Raw genomic sequence first — 1,686 nt, 5'->3', positions numbered from 1 at the left:
TGGCTGCTCTCCTGTGCACGTGGCCAGCCGATGTTATCGGCATCCAGGGAGAGCCGCCCCATTACCCAATGTTGAAAGTACTCGTCGCTGCAGTGCCTGTCGTGAAGGCGTAAGGCCCGGCATAAGCCAGGATGACTGTTGCGCCAGGGGTGCCGGGGCCGAAGGCCGTGAACACGCTTCGGCTCAGAACCAGCATATCCTGGCCCTTGGTGAAGTCGTTGACGACATCCACGTTTCCAGCCCCGAGCGCCGTGTCGAAGTGGAACCAGTCCGCGCCGTTGCCGCCGGTGAGCCAGTCCGAACCGGCGCCGCCAAACAGCTGATCATGACCCTCGCCGCCTGACAGGAAGTCACCGTCGCCCAGGCCATAAAGCTGATCGTTGCCGTTGTGGCCAAACAGCTCGTTGTAGCCGCTGTTGCCGGTGAGCACGTCGGCGTAGGACGAGCCGCCCAGGCCCTCGATGCCGACATAGGTGTCGCCCGCCGCTGCACCGCTGTTAGCCGCCGCGTTCGACAGGTTGGCCACGACACCCGACGCAGCGCGGTAGAAGGTGGCGAAATCGAACCCTGCCCCGCCGTCGAGCACGTCCGCACCCAGATCGCCCTCCAGGCTGTCCCAGCCGTCGCCGCCATAGAGATAATCGTTGCCGGCAAGGCCGATCAGCTCGTCGTTGCCCTTGTGGCCATGCAGCTCGTTCGAGCCGCTATCGCCGATGAGCACATCCGCATAGGCCGAGCCAGCGAGAGCCTCGATATTGGCATAAGTGTCGCCCGCCGCAGCGCCAGAGTTGCCGGACGGGTTCGATAGGCTCGCCACCACGCCGGATTGGGCGCGGTAATAGGTCGCAAAGTCCCAGCCATCACCTCCGTCAAGACTATCGGCTCCGGCATCGCCTTCGAGCGCATCGTGGCCTGCGCCGCCATAGAGATAGTCGTTGCCGCCAAGGCCGATCAGCTCATCGTTGCCCTTGTGGCCATGCAACTCGTTCGAGCCGCCATTGCCGATGAGCACGTCCGCATAGGCCGAACCGCCAAGACCCTCAATGTCAATGTACATATCCCCAGCAGCATCGCCAGTATTCCCGGACGGGCTCGACAGGTTCGCTACCACACCCGCCGTAGCCGCGTAGTAAGTGGCAAAGTCATAGCCCGCACCGCCATCCAGCAGATCGCCGCCAGCGCGTCCCTCCAGTGTATCGGCGTCGGCATTCCCCTTTAGGATATCGCGTTGCGCACCGCCTGTTAGGGTGTCCGCTCCAGCGCCGCCGGCCATAAGGCCATTGCCGGCCAGATCGTCCTTCGATCCTGTACCAAGGGTCGTTTCGATCTGATACTTACGACTGCCGATGACAACTTCGCCAACACCTCTTGCAGGAGGTGAATCATCTCCATAGAATTCATCGACAACTTTACCGATCTTGATCTCCCACTCCCTCTCCGTTGTCGTCTCTAATCCAGTTGGCGGATGGAGTAGACTCATCGTTAAAGTGACGGACTCACCGTTGTCGAGGCGTTGATAAATCTCTTTCGTACCGACGAGATCCTCGACATAGCTATGGGTGATAAAGCCGCTTGCATCCCTGCTTACGTAGACGGTCGTATCGTCGTGACTAAAGCGCTTTTGGTCTCAGTGTAGGGCATAGCCGGCATGCCTGATCCAGCCTTTGGCATCTTTTGCCGTGATGG

1 protein-coding gene is annotated in these 1,686 nt (G+C 60.7%); it reads right to left on the bottom strand.

What is annotated here, in order from left to right; translation table 11 throughout:
* Nucleotides 1-61: 61 nt before the first annotated feature.
* Nucleotides 62-1,480, bottom strand: a complete 1,419-nt coding sequence (locus JKL45_RS29480) for a calcium-binding protein (protein WP_201865309.1) — start codon at nt 1,478-1,480, stop codon at nt 62-64.
* Nucleotides 1,481-1,686 lie beyond the last annotated feature (206 nt).

It is taken from the genome of Microvirga soli, assembly GCF_016734765.1.
GTDB classification, from domain to species: domain Bacteria; phylum Pseudomonadota; class Alphaproteobacteria; order Rhizobiales; family Beijerinckiaceae; genus Microvirga; species Microvirga soli.
This window is presented reverse-complemented; position numbering and strand designations above follow the sequence as displayed.

Excerpts from the sequence above, each read along its gene's own strand:
- JKL45_RS29480 (WP_201865309.1), bottom strand. The coding sequence starts at position 1,480 with ATGAGTCTACTCCATCCGCCAACTGGATTAGAGACGACAACGGAGAGG.